Here is a 23,223-nt window from a genome sequence, read left to right on the forward strand (position 1 = left end):
AGCGCACTCGGGAACATGCCGCCCGAAGAATATGAACGCAACTATTACGCTGAAACAAACGGCCCGATAAATATCGAAGCCGCCAACAAAACGGCGGCATGAAACCCGGGACGGTTCACCTAGTCGAACTTGAGGGCCGAGCGGTCTGTCGAAGAGTCACCTTGCTACCGCCGTGTCCGCAAGGACTACGACGGTAGCGGATACGTGTGTGTCACACCTTGAACGGTTCTCTTAATGAGCCGGTTCTGAAGTGTCGATGAAATGGATTTGCGATAACCGAGCTGCTCACCGTCATCGTGGCGATTACGATCCTTGGCCAGATTCACCACCGTCACACATAGGGACATCCAGAATCGAGGCCGACTCTTGCGACTCATGCCGCAATCATTTAGACCTTCCCCGGGCAGGAGATCGGCTTCCGAATCTTGTTACTGAGAAACGCCGAATGGCGTTGCGGGGAATGGGTCGCGGATGGCAGCTTTTTCCGGCCAGACGGTTTCGAGCTTGTCGCCTTTCCACTGCATGACGTAGACATCGGCGAGTTCATTCTGGTTGTACTCGTTGAGCGAGAAGCCCCAGCCCGACGACGTGGTACCCATTTCCAGCTTGAAGTCCTGGGCCGCCTGACGGAATTCTTCCGGGTCGTCACTGCCATTCGTTTCTTCCAAAATGTCAAACAGCAAGTTGGCGCCGGTGAAATTGGCCAGGGAGTGGCCCGACGCGGGCAGCGAGTCGTAGCGTTCCTCATATGCGGCCGTGAACTCGGCCAAGCCGGGCGTGAACTCTTCATTGATATATATCTGTGTGAAGTCAACGTCATAGATCCCGTCCGCAGCGTCCCCCAGAGCGTCATGAAAGCCCTTGAGACTGTGGCCGCCGCCGGTGCCAATGAACGCACCCAGCTTCAGCCCGTTGTCACGAATTTGACGACCAAGCAAGATCGCATCCGCCGCATAGGACACTGCGATGACCACATCCGGAGCCTTAGCCTTCATGCGCAGAACCGTCGACGAGAGGTCGGTGGATTTGGCGTTATACGGTTCCAGTGAGAAATTGACCAGGCCCGCCTCCGCCGCATCAATCACAGCATTCTCCGCCACTGACTGCCCATACGCCGAGTCTTCGTGGGCCAAAATCACCTTCAGCTCAGAGACAGGCTTGCCCAGTTGTTCCGCAAGATGCTCGGTGATGAACCGCATCTGCAGCTTCGTGAACGAGCCAGCTGCCGGGTTGAACCGAAAAACGTTGTCGTACCCGCGGTCAGTGATCGCTTCTGATATGGCACCCAATTCCACGAATGTGCTGCCACCACGACCGAAAACCTCCGACGCCGCCAAACTCAAACCAGAAGAGAAGGAACCGACAGCGAGATTGATGTCTGAGTCCGACGCCATCCGGCGGGCCTCAGATGTGGCCGCATTCACGTCGGGTACGTCGGCAAAGACCATCTCAATGGATTTATCGGCGACACCGCCAGCTTCATTCCGCAGGTCAGTAGCGATCTGAACTCCACGCCATGATTCTTCACCCAGTAGCGCCAGGGAACCCGAGACCGGGAAGAACGCCCCAATCTTGATCGAATCCGACGACGACGCCGCCGTCGAACACCCCATCAGCAGCGGAAGTGCAACCACCGTCGCCACCCCCAAAGCCGAAAGCCTCACAAGCTTTCGCCTAGCGATATTCTTGACACTCATTTTCTAAGTCCTTTCATCATTGAAAAGTACAAGCCAAGCGCTTTCATACCTAGATTGGATCCAATATACACACGCGCACTATCGTATCCAAACTTAATCGAATGTAAATATGCGTGCCCCGGCACTTGTGGACGAAAGAAAACCCTGTTTGAGGGCACAGATTCCACGAATCATCCCCGGATTGCTATGCGGGACCTATGCAGCAGGGAACGAGCCAGCGTTGCATCCTGCTCACTTCGGATCCAATCGAAATCACGGAGGGCAGCCCTGGCGACAAGCCAGTCAAGCCACGGTGCCTAGCGAAATTCGGTACCCCAAAATCTGCCGACATAACCGGGGAAGCAAGCCGGTCATTTATGGCGAATGTATCCAAATGTGACCTGTAACGTGCATTCTAGCGGCGATTGTGTTCAATGTGACTTGTATTGGATCCATTCACTGCATAATGTTGAACTTGGCATCATTCGCTCCAACCATCCGTGAGCGCTTGAAGTCCACTGTCAAAGGAGAAAGTGGAATGGCACAAGAGAAGCAGCTGCAGCCAGGGTCGACCTGGGTCGAGCTCAGATCGACGAGTGACGACTGGAAAGGCGCTGATCCAAATTTTCTCCTCACGATGCTCGGGCAGCTACACCTCATTCGCGCCTTCGAGGAGACGGTGCTTGAGCTTGCCGGTGAGGGACTCGTGCATGGCCCCGCACACTCGAGCATCGGCCAAGAAGGAGGCGCCGTCGGATCGATAGCCGGTCTGCGGTCAACCGATGCCGTGAACGGATCGCACCGAGGGCATCACCAATTCTTGGCGAAAGCCATCACACACGTATCGCCACAGGGCCTGAACCCCGCGTCACTCGTGACCGACGACATTCAAGTCGTTTTACAGCGCACCCTCGCAGAAATCCTCGGCTTAGCCCAAGGCTACTGCCGGGGGCGCGGTGGTTCGATGCACCTGCAGTGGTTCGAGGCCGGAGCACTCGGAACGAATGCAATTGTTGGCGGCGGGGTGCCGCTTGGCGCCGGCAACGCCTGGGCCCAAAAGGCGTCCAAGACTGATGATCTGACAGTGAGCTACTTCGGGGACGGCGCTGTGAACATTGGATCGGTGCTAGAGACTCTCAATCTGGCAGCTGCTTGGAAGCTCCCCCTATGCTTCTTTATCGAGAACAATTTGTACGCGGTATCAACGTCGGTTGCCGAAGTGACGGCCGAGCCGCGGCTCTCAGCGCGTGCGCTCGGATTCAATATCCCTGCCTGGCGGGTGGACGGAATGGACCCGCTCGCGGTTCACCTCGCCATGAAGAAGGCCGAAGAGCACATGCGTTCGGGCGCCGGCCCTGTCGTCATCGAGGCCGAGGTATATCGCTTCTTTCACCAAAACGGCGCATACCCGGGGAGTGCCTTCGGCTACCGCAGCAAGACAGAGGAAGCGGAGTGGCGCGCTCGTGATCCGCTGGTTCGTACTGCCGCCGAACTGACAACACTTGGGCTCATCGACGAGGCGGGGACAGCATCCATCCGCGAGCAGGCCCAGAGTGCGATGAGTGCAGCTGTAGCTATGTTGGTCGAAGGTGATCCCACAGGCAAGCCCGGCACTCGGCGCATTCGCCCTGATCTGTGGCCAGATGCGGGGTTCAGGGACGTTGGTGTCCGCGGAGACCTTTCGGAGCTGCATGGCGCACGAACCCAGGAGGAATGGGACTACACCGGACCGACCACCCAGGGCAAGTTCATTGACGCGGTGGCAGCGGTGATGGATCGCCGAATGAGTGTCGATGACCGAATCGTCGTGCTCGGGGAGGATGTACACCGACTCAAAGGCGGAACGAACGGCGCGACCAAGGGACTGTCCGAAAAGTTTCCCGCGCGCGTACTGGGCACGCCGATTAGCGAAAACGCCTTCGCCGGTCTGAGCGGTGGCATCGCTCTGGACGGACGATTCCGCCCCGTCTTCGAGTTCATGTATCCGGATTTCCTCTGGGTGGCTGCAGATCAGGTCTTCAACCAGATCGGCAAAGCCCGGCATATGTTCGGAGGGGATAACCCCGTGCCCGTCGTGCTTCGCACCAAAGTGGCGATGGGATCCGGATACGGGTCGCAGCATTTGATGGACCCTGCTGGAATTTTCGCGACAAGTCCCGGGTGGAGAATTGTAGCGCCCTCGACGCCACACGACTATATCGGTCTCATGAACGCGGCACTCGCGATCGATGACCCCGTGATCGTCATTGAGCATGTCGACCTTTATGCTCAGTCGGGCTCCTACCCGACCGACAACCTCGACTACCAGACGCCATTCGGGAAAGCCGCGATCCGCCGAGTGGGCAACGATGTCACGGTCATTAGCTACCTCTCAATGGTGCACAACGCACTCGAGGCCATAGGGCAAACCGGCATCGACGCCGAGCTGATCGACTTACGCTGGCTCGATCGTGCCAGCATCGATTGGGAGACCATCGGTGCAAGCGTGCGCAAGACCAACAGCGTGTTGATCGTTGAGCAAGGTGCGATGGGCACTTCCTACGGCGGGTGGCTCTCCGACGAGATCCACCGGCGTTTTTTTGACTGGCTCGATCGGCCAGTTGCCAGGGTCACCGGCGGCGAAGCGTCACCAAGTATTTCCAAGATTCTCGAACATGCGGCCATTGCCAAGACTGAGGACGTGGTCGCCGCTCTCCTCTCTGCGCAAAAGGACTTCGGCGGGCGCAGCTGATGGCACAAGTAGTCCGAATGCCTGAAGTATTTGCCGGTTCTAGCGAAGCCGCGCTCTCCAGCTGGCTAGTGCAGGCAGGTGATCGCATAGAAGTCGGAACCCCTCTCGCTGAAATCGAAACCGAGAAGGCGAATGTCGAGTACGCCGCCGAAACGGCTGGAATCATCGGCACAACTCTTGTGGTTCCGGGCGACTCAGTGAGTGTCGGCGCCCCAATCCTGGTGCTTCTTCAGATTGGCGAGGCTCACTCCGAGATTCAACCATTTCTCGATGCGCTCAACAACGACCGGCCGACGCCCGTCTCCGCCACAGACGAGAAAGCAGACTCCATCGAGGTCAGCCACCACGCAGATGTGAAAACCACATCTGATCAACGACTCTTCGCGAGTCCAATCGCGCGCCGAATCGCCCGGGATGCCAAAATCGATCTGAATCGGTTACGCGGAACGGGACCGGCGGGACGAATAACTCGAAGAGACGTCGAATCAAGCATGGCGGCAAGGCCAATGCACACGGCTTCCGTTGTCGCGCAGTCGACGGAGCCAGGCCAGCCCGCCACCGGCGATCAGGTCAGCTACGAAGAGATCCCGCACTCTGGGATGCGACGGGCAATCGCTCGTCGACTAACCGAGAGCAAGTCGACCGTTCCACACTTTTATCTGACCGCCGAATGTCGCGTAGATGAGTTGTTTGCCGTCCGTGCTCGCATCAATGAGACTTCAACGACCCGCATTTCCATCAACGACCTGATCGTAAAGGCTGTTGCTGGTGCATTCGTTGAGGTGCCTGAAGCGAATGTGACCTGGACAGACTCAGCGATGTTGCGTCACAGCGCCGTTGACATCTCCATCGCGGTAGCAACACAGGACGGGCTCTACACTCCAGTGGTGCGAGAACTCGAAACTCTCACGATCTCGGCACTCAGTCAGCAGATTACCGAACTGGCGACCCGCGCTAAAGAACGTCGATTACGGCAGGATGAGTTGGAGGGCGGCAGCTTCTGTGTGACGAACCTTGGCATGTACGGAACGTTGCAGTTCTCAGCGATTCTCAACCCACCGCAGTCGGGAATTCTCGCGGTCGGCGCCGCGACCCAACAACCTGTCGTCACCGATGGAGCTTTGAGTATCGCCAGGGTAATGCGCTTCACGCTCTCAGTCGACCATCGCGCCATTGACGGAGCGATGGCCGCAACATGGCTTGCTGCCTTTACCAAGCGGATCGAAAATCCGCTCTCCCTGCTCGTCTAACCATTGAAAGGAGAAGCGTCGTGATTCGAGGGATTCCCGGTCTACGCGGCACGGAACATATTGGCTTTACCGTTCCTGATCTTCTTCAGGCCCACGAATTCTTTGTCGACGTCATTGGCTGCGACTTCATGTATGCCCTGGGCCCAATGCAACACGACGACGACTGGATGACAGAGCACCTCAACGTCGATCGCCGGAGTGTCGTCAAGGAGCTACGATTTTATCGTTGCAAGTTCGGCCCGAATTTCGAGGTGTTCGAGTACTCCGCTGATCCACCGCAACAGCCCCAACCTCACAACAATGATATTGGTGGCCATCACCTCGCCTTCTATGTCGACGACATTGACGCCGCAGTGGCGTACCTGCAGAGTCGCGGAATTCGTGTCTTGGGCCAGCCCGTTGCGAGCCAGCGAAGTGCGGAAGGGCAGCGCTGGGTGTACTTTGTGAGCCCGTGGGGCATGCAGTTTGAACTCGTCAGCTACCCCACCGGTAAGGCCTACGAACTCGTCAACACCAAACGCCTCTGGCATCCTGCTCAGCCAGACCTGTAGAGCAACGACTTCGATCTCCGGAGCGAAACGCCACCAAATCTTCGCCAATATGAATGCGTTAGGGGCCATACCGTTCTGCCAGAGGCAGAACCGTATGGCCCTTGACGTTCAGGACTTCAGTCAGACCGTGGCCACGGGCGGGTGTTCATCCCACGCTGCGATTGGCGGATAGACGTCGGGGTCGGTCATGACCTCGATAAGAAAGAACTCCCGCATCGCAAACGCTTGAGTTAAGGCCAGCTCCAGTTCAGCCACGGTCGAGACGCGCCGCGCCTGCGCGCCCACAGCCAGCGCAATGGCGGTGTGGTCGACCGGGGAAATCTCAATCGCACTCGTCGACATCGCAAATGCGCTAAGTTCGGCGTGCTTTTGAAAGCCGAAGATGGAATTGTTGAGCACAATTGAGATAACTGGATGATTGTTCCTGACTGCGGATTCCATTTCGGCCCAGACGTGGCCGAAGCCGCCGTCGCCGCTCACGCACACCACCCGTTTGTCACTCTGCGCTGTCTGCGCGCCCATTGCCATCGGCAAACCCCAGCCAAGACCGGCTAGTCCACGTGGGGAGATGAAGCGCTGCCCGACTGACTTGGCGGTTAAGAAGTTCGTCATCCAAATACTCGAATAGCTGGCGTCAGCCACTGCAATGTCGCCGGCGCTGAGATGGTGGTCCACCACGGCCATCACATGCTGAGGGGTCAATAGTGCCGATGCGCTATCCGACCTGAGCCGGCTCGAGCGTTCGCTCGCGGCCTCTTTCGCCAGGCGTATTTGGCTGACAGCGGCCCCACGTGATTGCTCCCGCGCAGTCAGGTCGCGAGCTGCCAATTCATCGATCAGGTCTTCGATGCCCAGAAGGGCGTCGCCTACAAGCCGAATGGACTGATAATTGCGCCCGATCTCGATGCCATCGACGTCAAGGTGAATGTATGTTGCATTCGAAGGAAAGAGAGTCCAGGCATCGGTTCCATTTTCGTTGGTACGCGTGCCGATGAACAGCACGACATCGGCCTCTGTGACAAGGGAGCGCGCCAGATAATTGGGTGCCTGCTTGCCGAAAGCATTTCCCACGACGCCGATCGAGAGCTCATGCAGTTCGCTGACCGAGCCTTTACCCATATTCGTGGTGGCCACGGGGATGCCGCTGAGTTCCTGCAGCCGTGTCAGCGCACCGGATGCACCAGACAAGTGCACGCCGCCGCCAGCCACAATGAGCGGATGTTTGGCTTGCGCCAAAGCGTTCGCGGCTAAGACGACGCCCGAGTGCGCTGGCCGTGTTCTATCCAGAGGGAAACTGCCGAGAGATGCGGTTCGAGGCGTCGTATCGTGTTGTGCAACTTCCGTGAGGAGCACGTCGCGCGGAACCAGCAGCACGACGGGGCCTGGACGTCCCGTTGTTGCTATCGTGACGGCGAGATCGATGTACTCGTTTATTCTGGTTGGATCATCCAGCTGCTTGATCCACTTCGTACATGCTGAGAAGAGACCTACGTGGTCGAATTCTTGAAATGCATTTCGATCACGTTGGGCAACCGGCACTTCTTGCACAATCGCGATGACAGGAGAAGATGCCTTCATCGCTTCTGCGAGCGGCGCCACTAGCAAGGTTGCAGCTGGGCCATTTTGAGCGCCCACGAGGGCAATCCTTTGCGAAACACGAGCGTACGCATCTGCCATCGCACCGCCGGCATTTTCTGTCCGGTAGGCGATCTGACGCATTCCAGCTTTCTCGGCGGCCAGAAAGAACGCTGTCGGTAGGGATTGTCCGAAAATGTCGGTAACACCGTGTCGTTGGAAACTCTCAACCATTAGTTGGGCAACATTCATCATTGAATTCCTCGTTCTCTATTTATTGACGTGACGTAGCGAAATTGAGGGAGCCCCCGTCAACTTTCAGGGTTTGACTCGTGATATATCGAGACCCCTCCCCCGCAAGAAATTCAATCGCTGACGCGCAATCTTCGGGTGTTCCGATCCTGCCCAGTGCAATCCGGTTCTCGAGACTCTCTTCACCGACTTCAGCGAAAACCTTGGACAAGCGCCCAGTGGCGATATAGCCAGGTGCTACGACATTGACCCGGATTCCGCGTGGGCCCAGTTCATTCGCGAGAAAGCGTGAGTAGTGGGCGACGGCCGCTTTAGCGCTCCCGTATGCCGAGTACATCGCCTCAGTAGCGGCTTCTCCCGCTTGGGACCCAATATTGATGATGCTGGCTCCCGAACCCATAATTGGAATGGCGAGCTGACATGCTATTACCGTCGAAACCAGATTGCGTTCAAAATTGTCACGGAGATCTCGGATCGGGAGGGTACTCGGTCGCGTGTCGAGACCCTGAGAATAGCTACCCCCACCGACGTTATTGACGAGCACGTCCAAGCCGCCCCACGCCGTCTGGATTGAGTTGACCACGCCCTTCATGGCTTCCTCATCTGTTGCATCCACTTCGTAGCCCAAAGCTTGAACTCCGATATCCTGCAGTTCGCTCACAACAGTGTCACCCCGCATTAGAGCAGCTTCTGCTTCGTAATCGCGGAATGAGTGCAAGCTAAGGTCGGTCACCGCAACGTCCGCTCCGGCACGGGCAAGATGCAGGGCATAGCTGCGACCAAGCCCCCGACCGGCGCCGGTGATCAGCACGCGCTTTCCCTCCAGCGGTCCACGGACGAGCTGTCGAACATCGCGGTCCACTTGTGACGTCATGGCTTCACAACCATGTACGTTTCGAGCACGTAGTCGGCGATGGCCATGGCCGACGTCGCCGCGGGTGACGGAGCATTGCGCAGAAGAGTGACGGGACCTACCTGGTCGACTGCGAAGTCATCAAGCAGGCCACCATCACGGCCCCACGCTTGCGCGCGCACGCCCGCTGCGGTCTTTGCCACGAGGTCGCTCATGCGCAGCTCGGGAACAAACCGTCTGGCCTCCCGAAAATACAGCGGCTTGAAGAGAGAGGCCGAAATCTCTTTGGCACCCATTCGCCAGTGTTGTTTGGCCAGTGCCGGCGCCCCGGGCCAAGTGAGCGATCCCCACGAGTCCTTCAGGGAGATGCTCGACCATTTGTAGCCTTCGCGTGCCAATGCCGGTACCGCGTTCGGACCAACGTGCACGTCGTCGTAAACACCCCTTGTGAAATGAACACCAAGAAATGGAAACCGCGGATCCGGCACAGGGTAAATCATGCCGTTTACGAGGTGTTGACGGGAACTATCGAGCCCCCAATACTCACCCCGGAACGGCAGGATTCTTGGGCTGGGAGAGGCTCCGATCATCGCAGCGACAACATCGGATTGTAGTCCGGCGCACACAATGAGCCGGTCGAATCGATGATCTTGAGAACTCGTAACGACGGTGATCTTGCCAATTTCCTGTGTGATCCGGAGCACTTCTTGCCCGAGCAGGATCTCACCACCATTCTTGCGAACGTCATCGGCCAGCGCCTCTGTAATGGACGCGTAGTCAACAACCGCTGTGTGTGGCGAGTGCACTGCCGCCACCCCGGCAACATGTGGTTCAACTTCTCGCATCTCGGCCGCCGACATCCGGCGAAGGCCCGGCACACCGTTCTGACGGGAGCGCTCTTCGATTTGGTCCAGCCGGACAATTTCTTCCGCGTTCACGGCAACAACCGTTTTACCAACTTCACGATACGGCAGGTTCTTGTCGATACAGAAGTCCCTCGTCATCTCGCGGCCAGCCGAGCAGAGGCGCGCTTTCAGCGACCCGGGTGCGTAGTACAGCCCCGCATGCACGACCCCAGAATTGTGACCGGTTTGGTGCATGGCAACGCGATGTTCCTTTTCGATCACCGTGACTCGGATTGATCGCGAGGCGAGAGCTCGCGCGACGGCAATCCCGACGATTCCTCCGCCGATGACACCAATGTGTTCAGCCACGACTACCGCCGACCCGCGACGACGCCGCCAGAAATCGGTAACACCACGCCGCGCCCCTGGGCCGTCGCTTTTTCGAAAGCGATTCGACCGAGGGCGGTGTCCCACGAGCCTGCACCGTGGGCGATGAAGGCGGTAGTCTGGTTCTCACTCTCGCGCCCGATGGCTTTGCCTGCTATGACGTCGCCGAGCAGACCAACAGCCTCCCAGCCGATCGTTCCGGCGTCGACCGCACGCAGAAGGGTGCCGCCTTCGATCCGTGCCTGGTCCAGGTCATCTGTGACCAAGACATCGATACCTGAAAGTACGGCTGGCGCAGCCTCGCTATTGAGCGGATTATTGGACCCGGCGAAGACGTAATGCGTGCCTGGTCGCAGGTGGCTGGCCTCGATGATCGGATTGTGTGACGAGGTCATGGTGACCACAATGTCGGCGCCATCGATCGCGCTCTCGACCGACGTCACCGGTTCGACTGACAGGGAGAACCGTTCCGAGAAGTCGGTCGCGAATTTCTGACTATTCTGTGGGCTTCGGCTGAACACTTGAATTTTGGAGATATTTGAAGACCGCACGATGGCTTCAGCCTGCGTCCAAGCCTGGTAACCGGACCCGATGAGGCCAAGTACGTCTGCATCTGCTCTCGCTAGGGACTGCGCGGAAATGCCCGACGCGGCGCCCGTGCGCAATTGGCCGAGACGATCTGCTTCCATCAGAGCGTCGCAGGTTCCGTCTGAGGCAAAGAGCATGAACCAGAATTTCGCTGCACCAGAACCGGTCACGTAGATCTTGGCGCCGAGACTCTGCATCTCGTCAACCGCGCCACCCAGAATGTTGAGGTTGAGCGGTCCCAGACGCGCCCGAGACCGAATTGCATTGTTTGTTGTTCCTTGTCCCTGCCCATCCAACGCGGTGCGCACAGCTGTCAGCGCGTCATCCATCGAGACAAGTTCATTCACGTCATCTTCAGTGAGAAAGATCATCTTTGGTGCTCCTTGCAATAGTTTTGTTGGTGCTCTCTGGCACGACGACGGCCTTGATCACCGCGGCTTGTTCCGTAGCGCTGATGGCGGCGTCAAAATCAGCGAGTTGGTAGGTAGAAACCATTGGTGCGAGGCGGTCCTGCCACCCGACGAGAAGCTTGTGGGCAGTGGAATAGTCAGCACGCGTGTAGCCGTATGTTCCACACATCCGGAGTTCGCCCCTGACCATCTGATTAATATCGAGTGCCGGCGCTCTCGCAAAAAGAGCCACGACAACCAAGGTCCCTCCACGGCGCAGGCTGCCGACGGCGCCGCTGAACGCGGCTTCGGCCCCGGATGCCTCGATCCAAGCGTCAACGGGCGGTCCCGCCGCCAGCCGCCGTTGTCCGTAGACGGTCTTGATGCCTAATTGTTCGGCAAATTCCCGACGTGTCTGGGGGCCGACCTCCGGGCAGACAAGTTCCACGTCAGCGCCCGCCGCTGCCGCAAACAGACATGACAGGATACCTACAGCACCGGGTCCCGACACTACGACCCGGTGCCCCCGGAGGTTCACGGCAAGCTGGCCGACCGCGTGAGCTGCCACAGCGGCCGGTTCGATTAACGCCGCTACGGATGCCCTCAGGCTGTTATCGATAACGAAGACTCGGTCGGCGTCCAACACAAAATACTGCGCTAATGCACCGTCAAAGGACAGTCCGAGGCAATCGCGCTCGAGACACAGCTGCGGCGCGCCACTCAGACATGTCTCGCATTCCAAACAGCCGTCAATTGCCATAGGGACAACGCGGTTTCCGATGCGTGCCGGATCGACGTTGGAGCCGGTGCGGACAATGCGCCCTACCGCCTCGTGGCCGAGAGTTACCCGCTCGGGCATCCACTCGTAACCGACCTGCCCATTTATGGCATGGATATCGCTGCCACAGAGGCCGACAGCTTCGGTCTCTATGAGCACCTGTCCAGGACCCGGCGAGGGAACAGAAAGTACTTCTAGCCCAATATCCCTACGATCTCTGCTCTTCTTGACGAGAGCGTGCATCTGCTCAAGGATGATTGGATCTGTTGACGCGACGCCCAAATGCAACATCATCAGTGGCCCAGGTACGATTCTCGAACCAACGCGCTCTCCATGAGTTCCTGCGACGTGCCGGACACTCGGGTGACACCACCGTCAATGATGAAGCCGTGATGGGACACAGCCAGAGCGTTCTGAACGTGTTGCTCAACTATGAGAACGCATACGCCCTCAGACGCGATCTCCTGAACGAGGGAGAACATCTGTTTGACGATCAGGGGCGCTAGGCCCAAAGACATCTCATCGATCATGAGCACCTTGGGTTGCGCCATCAGCCCGCGCCCCACGGCGACCATCTGTTGCTCTCCCCCAGACAGCAATCCCGCATCCTGATTCCGGCGTTCCTTGAGCTTGGGGAAACGCTCATAGACCCGCTCCAACCGGGACCCAGTCTTGCGGTCTTTGCGCCCACAGTAGCCGCCGAGCAAAAGGTTGTCCTCGACGCTGAGGGTACCGAAAAGTTTTCGTCCTTCCGGCACGTGAACGAGTCCCATTTCAACTCGCTCCTGCGGTGAAGCAGTGGTGATGTCCTGGCCGTTAAATGTCACGCTCCCGCTCGCAGCCGGAAGAATGCCGCTGATCACGCGCAGGGTTGTGGATTTTCCGGCGGCATTAGGCCCGAGAAGCGCCACTACTCCCGATTCTGATACGGCGAGACTCACGTTCTCGAGTGCTTGCGCATCGCCATAGTATGCCGAGATGTTCTTCACCTGGAGCATTAATCTTCCTCCCCCAAATATGCCGCGATGACGCGGGGATCACTGACGACGTCAGCCGGCAGGCCGTGTACGAGCACGCTTCCTCTATCAAGGACCATCATTCGATCGGAAACCTCCATGACAGCGGAAACGAGATGTTCGATCATGAGAATTGATACGCCCCGATCCCGCACCTTCTTGATGAAGGGGAGCACATCGATCACCTCTCGGCTGTTGAGTCCTGCGAGCACCTCGTCGAGCAGCAGCAGTTTGGGGCCAGTCGCCAAAGCCCGAGCGACTTCCACTCGTTTTCGTTGCGCCAGTGTCAAGCCCTCAGCCGGCTTCTTGGCGAGGTCGGCGATGCTCAGTTCGTCGAGCAATTCCATGGCCCGAACGCGTGCTCGCCGAACGCTTGAGTCACCGACCAAAAGCGGCACCATCACGTTTTCAGCAACGGTCATGCCGGTGAACGGCCGAACGACCTGAAACGTGCGACCGATGCCACGTCGGGCACGGCTGGCCGGATCCAATCGCGTTATGTCTCCACCCGCGAAAGCCACTGAACCCGCATCCGGATAGTGCATGCCGGAGATTAGATTGAAGAAGGAAGTCTTACCCGCGCCATTGGCGCCTATCAGACCCACAATTTCACCGTGCTGCAGGGTCAATGAAACGTCACTGACGGCCTGGACGCCGCCAAACCGCTTGGAGACTCCCTCGACTTTGAGAATGGTCGCGTTCGTCATGAGCGCCCTCCTTCGGAATTGGCGGGTTCCTGATCGGCTTGGATCGGTGCGGATGCGTCCGGATCCGTGCTGGCACTTCTACTTTCTGGGCGGAAACGCCGATACAGCTTTTTCATACCCGATACGATTCCTCCCGGCATAACCCGAACAATGAGAATCAGCGCGACACCGTAGATCACAAAGTTGAGGCCTTGTGTGGTGCCCGAGAAGGTGGTGCGCAGCCATTCACCGAGTGGGGTCATGACAATCGCACCCACGATTGGCCCTACGACGGTGCCCATCCCGCCGATGATTCCGTTCAGCGCTGGTTGGATCGAGTACAGCGGAGTGGAAAAGTTTGTTTCGGGATCAATGACGAATAGATACATCGCTGCGAACGCGCCGAAGGCTCCAGTGAGGGCTGCGCTGATAACGAGCGCTGCAAGTTTGAGACGAGGCGTTCTGACGCCGAGGGCCCGTACGGCTTCATCGTCCGAGGCCGAGGCCCGCAAGTGGTACCCCATTTTGGAATAGTAGATCCAAACTGAAACGCCAATCGCGATCAATGCCATCGCCAAAACGATGTAGTAATACGGTTCGCGGGAGGAGAAAGAAATGAGCGCAAATCCCTGGGTGGGCGGGGTCGTTATGCCGACCGACCCATTGGTCAGGGGAACAGCGTAGATCGCGATCAGTCGCAGCGATTCGGCAAAAGCCAGTGTTGCCAGAGCAAAGAATGGTCCACGCAACCGCAAAAGCGGAACAGCTAGGAGCAAGGAACCAAGCGCAGCGGTTAGCATCGCTGCCAAGATTCCGAGCCAGGGATTGACGTCCATTTTTACGTACAGGATCGCCACTGTGTACGACCCGATTCCGAAAAAGGCGGCGTGCCCGAGCGAGAGAATTCCACCGAAAGCGAGAATATTCCAGGCCACTGTGACGCCCACGTAGATGAGGATCATCACGCACACGTGCAGGATGTACTGATCTGATGTGAATACGGGAACCAGCCCGGCTGCAGCCACGAACCCGAGAGTCCAGATAAGGCTCTTTTTCTTCATTTGAGGCCTACTTCCGCGTTGCGAGCTGACCCACCGAAGATTCCTTGCGGGCGAACCAAAAGAACGATGATGAAGACAGCGAACACAGCGACCTGTTGAAGGGCCGGATCGATGTAAGTACCCGCCAACGTTTCAACGGCTCCGAGGAACAGTCCACCGATCAAGGATCCGGCCATATTCCCCAGGCCCCCGAGTACAACAACGACGAACGCCAGGAGCGTGAAATGGGCACCGGCCAGTGGGAAGACTGATTGGAACGGCCCAATAAGTACGCCGGCGATCGCTGCCATCGCGGTCCCCAGACCCATCGCGACTAGATAGTACTTCTTCACGGGAATACCGATGAGTCCTGCCGTCTCACGGTCCTCCGCCAAAGCGCGAAGAACCTTTCCCGTAAGGGTCTTCTTCATGAGGTAGAACAGCGCGATGACCAGGGCGATAGCAACCAGGAATGCGGTGATGCGACCGTAGGTGGCCGTGATGCCAAGCACACTGACGTTCTGTTCGGCCCAGGGGAATGTGGTGCTTCTGTATTGCCCGCCAAAGAGTACAAGCGCCAGATTTTGGAGCAGAACGGATAAGCCCAAGGTTACGAATATCTTGATCGTCGGTGATGAGTTCTGCATCGGTTGAAGGATGAATCGCTGCAGCAGAACACCGAACACAAACATAAGCGGCGTGATGATGAAGATTGAAATGTACGGACTGAGACTCCAGGCTGTCCACATCCAGAATGTGGCATACATTGCGATCATGACGAGCTCACCGTGCGCGAAGTTGATAATTTTTACGACCCCAAAGATGAGGTTCAGGCCAACCGCGATCAGAGCGTATACCCCGCCGAGGAGGAGACCGGCTACGAGTGTTTGAACGAGGAGATTCATAGTTGCCTTCCCGAAGGGTCAAACGCCGAATGGCGTTGCGGGTAGTGGAGCGCGGATAGCGGCTTCTTCCGGCCAGACGGTTTCAAGCTTGTCGCCGTTCCACTGCATGACGTAGACATCGGCGAGCTCGTTTTGGTTGTTCTCGTTGAGCGAGAAGCCCCAGCCCGACGACGTCGAGCCGAGTTCCAACTTCAAATTCTGGGCGGCTTGACGGAATTCCTTCGGGTCGTCGCTGCCGTTCGTTTCGTCCAAAATGTCAAACAGCAAGTTCGCACCGGTGAAGTTGGCGAGGGCATGGCCAGAGGCGGGAAGCGAGTTGTAGCGTTCCTCGTAGGCGGCTGTGAACTCGGTAATGCCGGGCGTGAACTCTTCGTTGATATGGATCTGCGTGAAGTCGACGTCATAAATTCCGTCGGCGGCTTCACCCAAGGCGTCGTGGAAGCCTTTGAGGCTGTGGCCGCCGCCGGTGCCGATGAATGCGCCCAGCTTCAATCCGTTGTCGCGAATCTGGCGTCCAAGCAGGATCGCATCAGCCGCGTAGGACACGGCGATGACAACGTCCGGCGCCTTGGCCTTCATACGCAGCACCGTCGACGACAGGTCGGTGGACTTGGCGTTGTAGGGTTCCAGCGAGAAGTTGACCAGGCCGGCTTCCGCCGCATCGATGACAGCGTTCTCTGCGACGGACTGCCCATACGCCGAGTCCTCATGAGCCAAAATCACATTCAGCTCCGACACCGGCTTGCCGAGTTCCTCCGCAAGATGCTCGGTAATGAACCGCATCTGAAGTTTCGTGAACGAGCCTGCTGCCGGGTTGAACCGAAAAACGTTCTCATAACCGCGGTCGGTGATCGCCTCTGACACGGCACCCAGCTCAACGAACGTGCTGCCGCCACGAGCGAAAACCTCCGACGCAGCCAAGCTCAGACCAGAAGAGTAGGAACCGACTGCGAGGTTGATGTCTGAGTCTGACGCCAAACGGCGAGCCTCCGACGTGGCAGCGTTCACGTCGGGGACATCGGCAAAGACCATCTCAATGGATTTATCGGCCACACCCCCGGCTTCGTTGCGCAGGTCGGTCGCGATCTGCACTCCGCGCCACGATTCCTCACCCAACAGCGCAAGCGAACCCGACACCGGGAAGAACGCCCCAATCTTAATCGAATCCGACGAAGCCGCCTCCGCCGAACACCCCATCAACAGCGGAAGGGCAACTACCGTCGCCACCCCCAACGCAGAAAGCCTCACGAGCTTGCGCATAGCGATCTTTTTGACATTCATTTCTAAGTCCTTTCATCATTGAAAAGTGAAAAAGTAAAACGTTTACGCGGCAGTCCATCCGCCATCGACCATAAGCAGCTGCCCGGTCACATAACCGGCAGCGGGAGAAGCGAGAAAGATGGCCGGACCGACGAGGTCTTCTGGCTTGCCGAATCGACCCATAGGTATTCGGGTCAGCATCTTCTGCTTCCGATCGGAATCGTTGAAGGCCGCTTCGGTGAGTTTGGTGTGGATGTAGCCAGGACCAATTCCGTTCACTCGAATGCCGCGCGAAGACCATTCGCTACTGAGGCTTCGCAAGATTCCATACACACCCGACTTGCTGGCGGTGTAGGCCACGACATCGGGAACGGAGAGGTGACTGGTCAACGAACCGACGAAGATATGACTGCCCTCACGCGCGTCTCGGAGCTGGCGTTTGCCGATTTCCTGGCTCAGCATGAATGGTGCGGTGAGATTGACTGCCAGGACGCGATCCCATTCGGTGTGGGAGAAGTCCTCCGCCGCTTGTCGGTGTTGGATGCCGGCCGCGTGCACCACAATGTCCAGTCCGCCGTCCATCTCGTGCTCGATTTCATCGATCAGTGCGGGGATATCGGGCGTATGCGAAACATCGCCAACGAAAGCCGTCGCATTCTGGCCGATGCCTGCAGCCACTTCCTGGACCTCAGAAACGGTGCGAGAGACAAGGGCTACTCGTGCCCCGGCTGCAGCGAACCCTTCAGCAATAGCTCGACCAATTCCCCGGCCCGATCCGGTAACCAGAGCGCGCTTGCCGTGCAGCGTAAATCCTGTGTCTGACATGGGTCCCCTTCGTGTTCGCGTTAGTGCGTTCGGATTGCTGCAGTTTTGGTGCGGCTGTAAAAGCTCAAGGCGATGAGCCCCTGTTCTTTGAACGGCGAGCCAGAGTCGTTGAAACCTCCGAATGGATGGTGAATGTCCCAGCCCGTCGTTGGCTGATTCACGGAGACTTGCCCGGTGTCAACCGCGTCCACGAACTGGAACGCCCGTTCCAAGTCTCGAGTAAAGATGGCGCTGGAGAGCCCGTAAGTCGAGTCGTTCACCGCAGCAATAGCGTCTTCGGGTGTTTCGACGACGAGCATTGACAGGACCGGACCAAAGACTTCTTCGTGCCAAATGGAACATTGGTCCGTGACGCGCAAGAATGTCGCATCAACGAACGACCCGCCGTTTGCCAAACCGTCTGACGCCGACGTGGTCGCGAGAGTTGTTGCTCCCTGATCGAGAGCTCCGGCAACAAGCTTCTCGATCGAGTACTGGGCGTCAACGCTGATAACCGGCCCGAGATCGACACCCGGCTGGTCGCCAGCTCCGATGCGGAGGGCCTCCATGGCAAGCCGGATGCCCTCGACCAAGTCAGCTTCGATATCGTGTTGAACGATCAGTCTGCTGGTTGCGGTACAACGCTGGCCGGCTTGAGCGAACGCCCCGGCCACGATTGCGGGAATGGCCAATTTCAAGTCGGCATCGTTGAGGACCACAACTGCGTTTTTTCCGCCCATCTCCGTTTGAACGCGGATATTTCGCCCCGCGAGCTTTTTCCGGAGTGCGGTGCCGACGGCAGTCGACCCGGTGAATGACACTGCTTTGATGGCAGGGTAGGAGACTAAGCGGTCGCCGATCTCTGCTCCTTGCCCGGTGACGGTTCCGAGAACTCCAGCTGGCAGCCCGGCAGCGTCCAAGATCTGAGCCAGAGTGAGTGCGATGAGTGGGGTCGCTGTTGCCGGCTTGAGTACAGCGGCGTTCCCCGCGAGCAATGCCGGCGCCAGCTTTCGCGCGGGGGTGAGCAGCGGGTCGTTCCACGGCGTGATGAGAAGCGTGACGCCGACGGGCTCGCGCAGCTGACTGGTGAAGGTTCCCGGCCGGGCATCCGCTAGATATTCACCGAACGGCAGTCTGGCCATGCCCCCGTAGTACTCAAAAAACTCGGCTGTCTTTGTGACTTCTCCCGTTGCCTCGGCACGGGTCTTGCCCATTTCACCGACGATGATGTCTACGAGCTCGGCGCTTCGCAAGCGGATGGCCGTGGCCGCCGCCAGGAGCACTTGTCCCCGTTGAAGCAGTCCCGTCGCGCGCCAGACCTTGGCACCCGCCTCTGCGGCGGTGAACACGGCGTCGAGATCGGTTTTGCTCATCGCCGGCACGCGACCCACGATTGTTTGATGCGTAGCCGGGTTGCTGACGGTGATCCACGATCCATCCGCTGATTCGGCAAACGTGCCATTGACAAGATTCTTAATGGAACCGAATTTCATGTGAGTAGGACTCCTTAACAACGTTGGTGAGGAATTACGAGGCTGGTTGCCCTGTGGTCTAGTGCTGGTCGGCGCTCGCAAGCACCCGAGTCACCGCGAAGGCACCTGAGACATCGCCCGAGCGCATTCTTCGAAGCATGTCCAGGATTGTGGACTCATCGAAAGCAACCGGGTTGTTGGCCCGCGGGTAGTCCGTTACGCAACGGCTCGCCATTGATGCTTCTGTGCTTGACGGGACCCGAGCCTCATCGAGACTGGTTGGAAGCCCCAATCTGCGCGTGAGCCGCTGAACTGCGAGTGCCGCGTCGAGCAGAGTGTCGCTCTCACCCTGGGTGAGGAGCTGGGATAATTTTGTGGCCACTCCCCGGTCCAGCGACTGGTTGTAGGCGATGCAGTACGGGAGCGCCAAAGCGCATGACGTGCCGTGTGGCATCGGCTGCTCGTGCGCAAGGCAATATGCCAAAGAATGACCAAGAACGACACCGGCGTTGATCGCCTGGCCCCCGAGGTGTGCGCCCCACAGGCAGCTAGCCAAGGCATCCTGATCCCCGTTGAATGCCTTCTCTAAATTGCCGACGAGGAGCTCGATGGCCAGCACGGCGTGATGAGCTGACATCGGTGATCCTGCTGTCGACATGAGAGCTTCGACGGCGTGTGCTAAGGCGTCCATTCCTGTCGAAGCAATGACACCCCGCGGAAGCGACGACACAAGATTGGGGTCGATGATGGCAATCGTGGGGAGAAATTTCGCGCAGGAGACGACTCGCTTCGAGCCGGCGACGGTAACCATCGCAATGCGGGTGGCTTCGGCACCGGTACCGCATGTGGTCGGGATGAGGATGAGTGGTGCGACGCCCGCCGGCGGCTCGACAACGCCGAGCCAATCCGCGGTATTGCCCTCGTTGCGAAGCAGCAGTGAGAGCATCTTCGACGAATCCAGCACGGATCCACCGCCCATGCCAATCACGATATCTGCACCGGCATTGCGTGCCGTCATAGCAGCCGAATCGATGACTTCGCTCGTTGGTTCGCTTCCAAACCCGGAAACGAGTGTTACCGCGTATCCGTTTTGCTCGAGGTCTGTAACCAGTCCACGGGCCAGGCCCGCATTGAGTACGGCGTCATCGACCGCGACAAGCACATTGCCTGAATCTATCCCTACATGAACACGGAGGAGGGACGCGACATTGCCAGAGGAACCTCGTCCGCACACTACCGCCGACGGCGACAGGAAAACTGAAGCGGTCTCGATATTTGGTAGCCATTCGTTTGACATCTTTGTCACCCCTTTATCTATTGGATCCAATCTACATCAGAAACATAGAAGCTGGGTGTACATTTTCGAAAATTGACTTGGCGATTTGGCTGGCTGGCGGCCAATTGTCAAGCCTTTTTTATGCAAAATTCCTGTTCAAAGCTATATTTAGGGCATTTCGAGCAACGAATACTTCAACAGTTGCATGGAGCGCTCAATCACCTCAAGGCAAGTACCGCTTCATTTAGGATCCAATGCACGCATTGGATCCACCAGCGCGACGGCTCCCCGCCATCATCGCTATCTACCCGACTACTGAAATATGTCTTTTCGCTCGCGCAAGTCCAACCGCGTGCGTCTGATGTGACCCTGGACAAGATTCCCTGCAGTGTCGCGATCACGCCGTCGGATGCTCTCCACGATGAGACGATGCTCAGCATCGGTCACCCACTTTCGTTCGACCAGGAATGCCTCGGCGAACGCATGTCGGTAGTGCTGCGTTGAATTCCAAAATCGCTCAACGAGTTCGTGCATAAGGGTGAACTTCGCCCCAGCGTAAGTCAGGAGGTGGAACTCACGATCCAATCGCAGAAAGGATTCAACATCCTCTGCGGCGGCGATTTCTTCGGCCAGCGCCTCCAACCGATCGATCTGTTCTTCAGTGAGTCCATCAATGCTTTCGCGGACAACTAGAGATTCAACTCGTTCCCTCAGTTTGTATATCTGGTCAAATTCAAACGCATCTAGTTTCGATACCCATGCGCCGCTGTTGGGGACGATACTGACGAGCCCTTCGGCCGCCAGGAGTTTTAAACCTTCTCGAACCGGAATTCGGCTCGAACCAAACTTGCGCGCGAGCATCTCCTGGCCGATGCGTTCCCCCGGAGCCAACTCACCATTCAAGATCAAGACACGCAATTGATCCGCAATGCGTGCGCCAGCCGCAACATTTGTCTTGCTGTCATTCATCGGTGTATCTCCAGTCCCGATCGTGCTCTCGAATACCAATAATTTTGAAGAAGCGCGTGTTTCGTTTTCGAGGACGCTTGTATAACGTGGGCTCGGCACCACGCCCTGGGTGCCTCCTACTTTCTCTCTCCATCGAGTCAACCGGCCATGAAAAGTCCGCCATTTACATGGATTACTTCACCGGTAATGAAGGATGCGCCATCGCTGCATAGAAACGCAGCCACCTTCGCTACTTCTTCTGGTTGTCCGTGTCTCCCGAGTGGTGTTCGTGAAAGTACAGAAGCGCCTCGCGACTTGACGAGGTCAGCAGTCATGGATGTCTCGATCGTTCCAGGAGAAATTGCATTGACGCGAATGTGGGGCCCGGTTTCGAGGGCGAGGCTGCGCGTAAAACCGATGATACCGGCTTTACTCGCCGAGTAGTGCGCATGGCCGAAACTCCCACGATGCCCCGCAATAGAGGCGAAGTTGACAATGGAACCACCCTCTTGCATATCGGGTAACACTCGACTCAGGAGATAGAAGACTCCGTCCAAATTGAGCGACATGACCGCCCGCCATTGTGCGTCTGTCATCTCGGCGATTGTTACTTCCGGGTAAATTCCGGCTGCGGGAATCACAAAGTCGAGATGTCCAAAGCGCCTCCGCGCGATATCAAGTGCAGCTTCGATGTCTGAAGGAATCGAAGCATTACCGACGACAATTGCAATGCGCTCAGTATCGGAGAATTCCTTCTCTAAGGCCCGGAGCTGCTTCTCGTCACGATCGAACATCACAACGCTCGCTCCGGCTGCGTAAAACAAGCGGGCGATCGTCCGGCCAATTCCACCTGATGCCCCGGAAAGAAACAAAACCTTCCCAGTGAAATCAAAATGAATGGACTTACCGCGTTCAGTCATACCAGTTCCCGTCTACGGACATTCCGCCATCCGCCATGAGTAGATGTCCGTTCACGTACGACGCAGCCGGTGTGGAAAGAAAGTAGATGGCTTCAGCGATTTCGGCCGCTTCAGCGAAACGGCCCAAGGGCGTTCGGTCAGTGATGAGGCCATCGCTGAGCCTTCCCGAGGCTACAAGTGCATCAGTAAGGTTTGTGCGCACGTATCCGGGCCCGACTGCGTTGCATCGGATGCCTCTCCTTGCCCATTCGACGGCAAGTGTGCGAGTCAGCCCAGCAATGCCAGCCTTTGCCGTCGTGTAGCTCGCTCTACCAGGCATGCCAACCAGGCTGGCAACTGAGGCGATGTTGACTATGGAGGCTCGGTTGGATTCGATTAGCAACGGAAATGCTGCTCGACAGGACCGCATTGAGCCGGTCAAATGAATGTCCAACATGTTCATCCACGACTCATCAGTCACATCTTCACTGGGAGACGGTGTGGCAACACCAGCACAATTGACGACTGCGTCTAGGCGGCCTTCAATTTCTCGTATCGAATCGTAGGCCGAGACAACTGTCGCGTTCTTGGTGACGTCGACGATGATTCCGCGCGCGCTTGGCCCGAGCTCACGGATGGCTGTGTCTAGGGACGCCTGTTGGTAGTCCATCAGAATTACATGACCGCCGCATTCGAGCCATTTACGGGCAAACGCAAGGCCGATACCTGAAGCGCCACCCGTCACCGCTGCGACCGGTGCCGTCACTGTCTCTGCATTCACTAAACTCTCCTTTGAGTGCGTGATGAGTTCGGGTGGAGTTTGCGTCAGTTTTGCAAATGGATCCCAAAAGCCCCGATTGCCCGTCACACAGCAATTATTGCACCCTAATTTCGATCTTTGGGATACATAACGGCAGATTCAAACTTCTGCGAGCGCTAAAAATTGGAAGCTGGACCAATTTTCGCGCGTGTTCGGATAACAAGCGGCGATACGTTTTTGGCATGCGCTAATCACGAGTTGTTCTATCGGGCAGACGCAAAG

20 protein-coding genes are annotated in these 23,223 nt (G+C 57.6%); 3 read left to right on the plus strand and 17 right to left on the minus strand.

Features of this window, described 5'->3' with window-relative positions; all coding sequences use genetic code 11:
- Nucleotides 1–428 precede the first annotated feature (428 nt).
- Nucleotides 429–1,697, minus strand: coding sequence for an ABC transporter substrate-binding protein (locus E3T46_RS00620; RefSeq protein WP_134577053.1), 1,269 nt, complete (start codon nucleotides 1,695–1,697; stop codon nucleotides 429–431).
- Between the two features lie 517 nt (nucleotides 1,698–2,214).
- Here E3T46_RS00620 and E3T46_RS00625 point away from each other — a divergent pair.
- The 3 genes from E3T46_RS00625 to E3T46_RS00635 are packed head-to-tail and all read left to right on the plus strand — an operon-like array spanning nucleotide 2,215 to nucleotide 6,208.
- Nucleotides 2,215–4,407, plus strand: a complete 2,193-nt coding sequence (locus tag E3T46_RS00625) for an alpha-ketoacid dehydrogenase subunit alpha/beta (protein ID WP_134577091.1) — start codon at nucleotides 2,215–2,217, stop codon at nucleotides 4,405–4,407.
- Between the two features lie 17 nt (nucleotides 4,408–4,424).
- Nucleotides 4,425–5,657 (plus strand): dihydrolipoamide acetyltransferase family protein, encoded by a 1,233-nt coding sequence (locus E3T46_RS00630; protein ID WP_241980386.1) that lies wholly within the window; start codon nucleotides 4,425–4,427, stop codon nucleotides 5,655–5,657.
- A gap of 20 nt (nucleotides 5,658–5,677) precedes the next feature.
- Nucleotides 5,678–6,208, plus strand: a complete 531-nt coding sequence (locus E3T46_RS00635) for a VOC family protein (protein ID WP_241980387.1) — start codon at nucleotides 5,678–5,680, stop codon at nucleotides 6,206–6,208.
- Nucleotides 6,209–6,328: 120 nt separating this feature from the next.
- On the opposite strand, the gene E3T46_RS00640 is transcribed toward E3T46_RS00635, so the two are convergent.
- The 16 genes from E3T46_RS00640 to E3T46_RS00715 all read right to left on the minus strand — a co-directional run bounded on the left by E3T46_RS00640 (nucleotide 6,329) and on the right by E3T46_RS00715 (nucleotide 23,049).
- Entirely contained in the window at nucleotides 6,329–8,038 is a 1,710-nt protein-coding gene (locus E3T46_RS00640; protein ID WP_134577056.1) for an acetolactate synthase catalytic subunit, read from the minus strand.
- 19 nt (nucleotides 8,039–8,057) lie between these two features.
- Nucleotides 8,058–8,846 (minus strand): SDR family oxidoreductase, encoded by a 789-nt coding sequence (locus tag E3T46_RS00645; protein WP_166790135.1) that lies wholly within the window; start codon nucleotides 8,844–8,846, stop codon nucleotides 8,058–8,060.
- A 59-nt stretch (nucleotides 8,847–8,905) separates the two neighbouring features.
- Nucleotides 8,906–10,102: an L-2-hydroxyglutarate oxidase gene (lhgO, locus tag E3T46_RS00650; protein ID WP_134577058.1), complete on the minus strand. Its 1,197-nt coding sequence runs from the start codon at nucleotides 10,100–10,102 to the stop codon at nucleotides 8,906–8,908.
- Between the two features lie 2 nt (nucleotides 10,103–10,104).
- Complete coding sequence (locus E3T46_RS00655; RefSeq protein WP_134577059.1) at nucleotides 10,105–11,079, minus strand: ornithine cyclodeaminase family protein; 975 nt, start codon at nucleotides 11,077–11,079, stop codon at nucleotides 10,105–10,107.
- Complete coding sequence (locus E3T46_RS00660) at nucleotides 11,063–12,169, minus strand: alcohol dehydrogenase catalytic domain-containing protein (protein WP_134577060.1); 1,107 nt, start codon at nucleotides 12,167–12,169, stop codon at nucleotides 11,063–11,065. The genes E3T46_RS00655 and E3T46_RS00660 overlap by 17 nt, the downstream gene beginning before the upstream one ends.
- Nucleotides 12,169–12,873, minus strand: coding sequence for an ABC transporter ATP-binding protein (locus E3T46_RS00665; RefSeq protein ID WP_134577061.1), 705 nt, complete (start codon nucleotides 12,871–12,873; stop codon nucleotides 12,169–12,171). Before E3T46_RS00665 ends, E3T46_RS00660 begins: the two co-directional genes overlap by 1 nt.
- On the minus strand, nucleotides 12,873–13,598 hold the full coding sequence (locus E3T46_RS00670) for an ABC transporter ATP-binding protein (RefSeq protein ID WP_134577062.1): 726 nt from the start codon (nucleotides 13,596–13,598) through the stop codon (nucleotides 12,873–12,875). The genes E3T46_RS00665 and E3T46_RS00670 overlap by 1 nt, the downstream gene beginning before the upstream one ends.
- Nucleotides 13,595–14,638: a branched-chain amino acid ABC transporter permease gene (locus E3T46_RS00675; protein WP_134577063.1), complete on the minus strand. Its 1,044-nt coding sequence runs from the start codon at nucleotides 14,636–14,638 to the stop codon at nucleotides 13,595–13,597. Before E3T46_RS00675 ends, E3T46_RS00670 begins: the two co-directional genes overlap by 4 nt.
- Complete coding sequence (locus E3T46_RS00680; RefSeq protein WP_134577064.1) at nucleotides 14,635–15,522, minus strand: branched-chain amino acid ABC transporter permease; 888 nt, start codon at nucleotides 15,520–15,522, stop codon at nucleotides 14,635–14,637. Before E3T46_RS00680 ends, E3T46_RS00675 begins: the two co-directional genes overlap by 4 nt.
- Before the next feature lie 18 nt (nucleotides 15,523–15,540).
- Nucleotides 15,541–16,803, minus strand: a complete 1,263-nt coding sequence (locus tag E3T46_RS00685; protein WP_134577065.1) for an ABC transporter substrate-binding protein — start codon at nucleotides 16,801–16,803, stop codon at nucleotides 15,541–15,543.
- A gap of 42 nt (nucleotides 16,804–16,845) precedes the next feature.
- Nucleotides 16,846–17,607, minus strand: coding sequence for an SDR family oxidoreductase (locus E3T46_RS00690; protein ID WP_134577066.1), 762 nt, complete (start codon nucleotides 17,605–17,607; stop codon nucleotides 16,846–16,848).
- Between the two features lie 20 nt (nucleotides 17,608–17,627).
- Entirely contained in the window at nucleotides 17,628–19,079 is a 1,452-nt protein-coding gene (locus E3T46_RS00695) for an aldehyde dehydrogenase family protein (protein ID WP_134577067.1), read from the minus strand.
- A 58-nt stretch (nucleotides 19,080–19,137) separates the two neighbouring features.
- The gene (locus E3T46_RS00700) at nucleotides 19,138–20,385 is read right to left on the minus strand and encodes an iron-containing alcohol dehydrogenase (protein WP_134577068.1); all 1,248 of its coding nucleotides are present in this window, start codon (nucleotides 20,383–20,385) and stop codon (nucleotides 19,138–19,140) included.
- Nucleotides 20,386–20,646: 261 nt separating this feature from the next.
- A complete protein-coding gene (locus tag E3T46_RS00705) occupies nucleotides 20,647–21,303 on the minus strand; it encodes a GntR family transcriptional regulator (protein ID WP_134577069.1) in 657 nt (218 codons plus the stop codon).
- A 137-nt stretch (nucleotides 21,304–21,440) separates the two neighbouring features.
- Nucleotides 21,441–22,202, minus strand: coding sequence for an SDR family NAD(P)-dependent oxidoreductase (locus E3T46_RS00710; RefSeq protein ID WP_134577070.1), 762 nt, complete (start codon nucleotides 22,200–22,202; stop codon nucleotides 21,441–21,443).
- Nucleotides 22,195–23,049 (minus strand): SDR family oxidoreductase, encoded by an 855-nt coding sequence (locus E3T46_RS00715; protein WP_241980388.1) that lies wholly within the window; start codon nucleotides 23,047–23,049, stop codon nucleotides 22,195–22,197. Before E3T46_RS00715 ends, E3T46_RS00710 begins: the two co-directional genes overlap by 8 nt.
- Nucleotides 23,050–23,223: the final 174 nt, after the last annotated feature.

The sequence above is a fragment of the Cryobacterium sp. Hh11 genome (assembly GCF_004404045.1).
In the GTDB taxonomy this organism is placed as follows: domain Bacteria; phylum Actinomycetota; class Actinomycetes; order Actinomycetales; family Microbacteriaceae; genus Cryobacterium; species Cryobacterium levicorallinum.

Bases quoted from the DNA above. Each gene is read 5' to 3' on its own strand.
- E3T46_RS00620 (WP_134577053.1), bottom strand. From the start codon at position 1,697: ATGAGTGTCAAGAATATCGCTAGGCGAAAGCTTGTGAGGCTTTCGGCT.
- E3T46_RS00625 (WP_134577091.1), top strand. From the start codon at position 2,215: ATGGCACAAGAGAAGCAGCTGCAGCCAGGGTCGACCTGGGTCGAGCTC.
- E3T46_RS00630 (WP_241980386.1), top strand. From the start codon at position 4,425: ATGCCTGAAGTATTTGCCGGTTCTAGCGAAGCCGCGCTCTCCAGCTGG.
- E3T46_RS00640 (WP_134577056.1), bottom strand. From the start codon at position 8,038: ATGATGAATGTTGCCCAACTAATGGTTGAGAGTTTCCAACGACACGGT.
- E3T46_RS00655 (WP_134577059.1), bottom strand. From the start codon at position 11,079: ATGATCTTTCTCACTGAAGATGACGTGAATGAACTTGTCTCGATGGAT.
- E3T46_RS00660 (WP_134577060.1), bottom strand. From the start codon at position 12,169: ATGATGTTGCATTTGGGCGTCGCGTCAACAGATCCAATCATCCTTGAG.
- E3T46_RS00665 (WP_134577061.1), bottom strand. From the start codon at position 12,873: ATGCTCCAGGTGAAGAACATCTCGGCATACTATGGCGATGCGCAAGCA.
- E3T46_RS00670 (WP_134577062.1), bottom strand. From the start codon at position 13,598: ATGACGAACGCGACCATTCTCAAAGTCGAGGGAGTCTCCAAGCGGTTT.
- E3T46_RS00675 (WP_134577063.1), bottom strand. From the start codon at position 14,638: ATGAAGAAAAAGAGCCTTATCTGGACTCTCGGGTTCGTGGCTGCAGCC.
- E3T46_RS00680 (WP_134577064.1), bottom strand. From the start codon at position 15,522: ATGAATCTCCTCGTTCAAACACTCGTAGCCGGTCTCCTCCTCGGCGGG.
- E3T46_RS00685 (WP_134577065.1), bottom strand. From the start codon at position 16,803: ATGAATGTCAAAAAGATCGCTATGCGCAAGCTCGTGAGGCTTTCTGCG.
- E3T46_RS00690 (WP_134577066.1), bottom strand. From the start codon at position 17,607: ATGTCAGACACAGGATTTACGCTGCACGGCAAGCGCGCTCTGGTTACC.
- E3T46_RS00695 (WP_134577067.1), bottom strand. From the start codon at position 19,079: ATGAAATTCGGTTCCATTAAGAATCTTGTCAATGGCACGTTTGCCGAA.
- E3T46_RS00705 (WP_134577069.1), bottom strand. From the start codon at position 21,303: ATGAATGACAGCAAGACAAATGTTGCGGCTGGCGCACGCATTGCGGAT.
- E3T46_RS00710 (WP_134577070.1), bottom strand. From the start codon at position 22,202: ATGACTGAACGCGGTAAGTCCATTCATTTTGATTTCACTGGGAAGGTT.